The organism is Halobacterium bonnevillei, assembly GCF_009831555.1.
In the GTDB taxonomy this organism is placed as follows: Archaea; Halobacteriota; Halobacteria; order Halobacteriales; family Halobacteriaceae; genus Halobacterium; species Halobacterium bonnevillei.
This window is the reverse complement of sequence record NZ_WUUU01000258.1, coordinates 1-2,944: the sequence shown is the minus strand read 5'-3', so window position 1 is coordinate 2,944 and position 2,944 is coordinate 1. Positions and strand designations below refer to the sequence as shown.

At 71.7% G+C, this 2,944-nt stretch carries 1 protein-coding gene and 1 pseudogene; one reads left to right on the top strand and one right to left on the bottom strand.

Annotated elements, in window-relative coordinates; all coding sequences use genetic code 11:
- Positions 1-124: 124 nt before the first annotated feature.
- Positions 125-364 (bottom strand): hypothetical protein, encoded by a 240-nt coding sequence (locus GRX66_RS17915; RefSeq protein ID WP_159527711.1) that lies wholly within the window; start codon positions 362-364, stop codon positions 125-127.
- Positions 365-447: 83 nt separating this feature from the next.
- Here GRX66_RS17915 and mutS point away from each other — a divergent pair.
- Positions 448-2,944, top strand: a pseudogene (gene mutS / locus GRX66_RS17910) (DNA mismatch repair protein MutS); the annotation flags it as partial.

Sequence of the window (2,944 nt, the reverse complement as noted above, 5' to 3'; positions counted from 1 at the left end):
GACAGTCGACGAGCGTCTCGCCGGCGACGAGCACGCGTGCCGCGTCCATGCCCGGACGGTCGCCGGCGACGTACGTAAACGACCCGGGACGGGGCGAGGTGACCGTGCGCAGGAATCCGAACCGCTAGCGTCGGTCGCCGAGCGCGAACAGTTCGGCGCCGGTGAAGTTCGCGGCACCGGCGACGGCGATGGCAGCGAGGTTCGCGGGGAACCCGGGGAGTGCCAGCAGTTCCACGCCCGCGACGACGGCGGCCGAGTAGACCAGGAACCCGAGCGCGTAGACGGACGCGTACCGACGGAGGGCGCGGGGAAGCGAGTGGCTCGGTCGGTCGAGGTCACCGTCCAGTTCAGACTGAACGTCCACGCGGTTGCTGCCGCGAACGCCAGCACACCCGCGAAGAAGTAGGCGACGGGCGCGACCAGGAACACGAACGTGTTGACGGCTGCGCCAGTGGCGCCGCCCGCATCTGCGAGGTGACGCTGACGGCCCGCGAGGACTCCACGGGCCGGTACCCGATGGCGGGCGTGCCCGTGGACAACGCGGAGTCGTACATCGACGACCTGCTGGACGCCGGCTACCGGGTCGCCGTCGCCGACCAGATCGAGGACCCCGACGAGGTCACGGGTGTCGTCGAGCGGGCGGTCACGCGGGTCGTGACGCCGGGGACGCTGACGGAGGCCGAACTGCTCGGGGGCGACGACAACAACTTCGTCGCCGCGCTCGCCGCGGAGCGAGCGGAGCCCCGCGGTTCGTGCGACGACAGCAGGGCAGGTCCCGGGGAGCCCAGCGAGTACGGGCTCGCGCTCCTCGACGTCTCCACGGGCGACTTCTACGCGACGAGTCTCGGGAACGCTGTACGCGTGCGCGACGAACTCGGCCGGTTCGCGCCCGCGGAGCTCGTCACGGGCCCCGGAATCCCGGACGACCGATTCGACGGCGAGGCGTTCGTCGCGGAATACGACGACGACGTCTTCGACCTCGAGGCCGCCCGAGAGACCGTCGGGTCGTACTTCGGGCAGGCTGACGCGCTCGGCGGCCAGGCAGAAATGAGGGCGTGTGGCGCGCTCCTGGACTACGCGGAGTACACCCGGGGCGGCGTCGCCGCGCGCCGCGACGACCCGGTGGACGGCGATGCGGACGCGGACCGCCGCCTGGACTACCTGAACCACCTGACGCGATACGACCCCAGGGACTACCTCCAGCTGGACGCCGTCGCGATGCGGAGCCTCGAACTGTTCGAGCAGCGCAGCGTCCACGGCGCGGCCGGCACCGCGCTCGTGGACGTCCTCGACGAGACGGCGTGCGCGCTCGGCCGCCGGACGCTGACGGACTGGCTGCGCCGCCCGACCGACGCCGACGAGATGACCGCGCGCCACGACGCCGTCGGCGAACTGCTCGCCGACCCGCTGACGCGGGAGAACCTGCACGACCGCCTCCGGGCGGTCTACGACGTCGAGCGCCTGATTTCGCGAGTCTCGCGAGGCCGCGCGAACGCACGCGACCTGCGCGCGCTGAAGGACACGCTGGACGTCGTGCCCGAGGTCAGGGGCCTGCTGGCGGCCGCCGACTGCGCGAAACTCCGCGAATTGCGCGCGGCCCTCGACGATCTCCCCGAAGTCCGGGACCTCCTGGACCGCGCCATCGTCCCCGACCCGCCCCAGGAACTCACGGAGGGCGGCGTCATCCGCGACGGCTACGACGACGCGCTCGACGACCTGCGGGAGACCGAGCGCACCGGGAAGGCCTGGATCGACGACCTGGAGGCCGCCGAGCGCGAGCGCACCGGCATCGACTCGCTGAAGGTCGGCCACACCGCCGTCCACGGCTACTACATCGAGGTGACCGACCCGAACCTGGACGCGGTCCCCGAGGACTACCAGCGCCGCCAGACGCTGAAGAACGCCGAGCGGTACGTCACGCCGGAACTGAAGGAGCGCGAGGACGACATCGTGCGCGCCGAGCAGCGCGCCCAGGACCTCGAGTACGAGCTGTTCTGCGAGGTGCGTGACCGCGTCGCCGCGAACGCCGAGCGCGTGCAGGCGACGGCCGCAGCGCTCGCGGCGCTGGACGCGCTCGCGTCGTTCGCCACCGTCGCGGCGAACCACGACTACGCCCGCCCCGAAATCGGCGGCGACGGCATCCACGTCGAGGGCGGCCGCCACCCCGTCGTCGAGCGCACGGAGTCCGGGTTCGTCCCCAACGACACCCACCTCACGCCAGCGGAGCGCGTCGCGGTGGTCACGGGCCCGAACATGAGCGGGAAGTCGACGTACATGCGCCAGGTCGCGCTCGTTGTCCTGCTCGCGCAGGCGGGGAGTTTCGTCCCGGCGGCGGCCGCGAGACTCCGCGTCGTGGACCGCATCTTCACGCGGGTCGGCGCCAGCGACGACATCGCGGGCGGCCGGTCGACGTTCATGGTCGAGATGACCGAACTCGCTGAGATTCTGCGCGCGGCCACCGAGGACTCCCTGGTGTTGCTCGACGAAGTGGGACGCGGGACCTCGACGACCGACGGCCTCGCGATTGCGCGCGCAGTCACCGAGTACGTCCACGACGAGGTCGGCGCGACGACGCTGTTCGCGACCCACCACCACGAACTCACCGCGGACGCCGACCGCCTCCCGCAGGCCGTGAACCTCCACTTCGGGGCGACACAGGCCGAGGACGGCGTGACCTTCGAGCACCAAGTCCGCGAGGGAGCGGCGACCGCGTCCTACGGCGTGGAAGTCGCGCAGGCGGCCGGCGTGCCCGACCCCGTCGTCGAGCGCGCGCACGAATTCCTGGACGCACACGACGACAGTGAGCCAGCGGGCGGGAGCAGCGAGGAGGACACCGGTGGGGCGGCGAACGGCGACCACGCCGACGTCGTTGCGGCACTGCGAGACGTGAACGTCGCGGAACTCACGCCGCTGGACGCGTTGAACGTTCTCAACGACCTCAAAC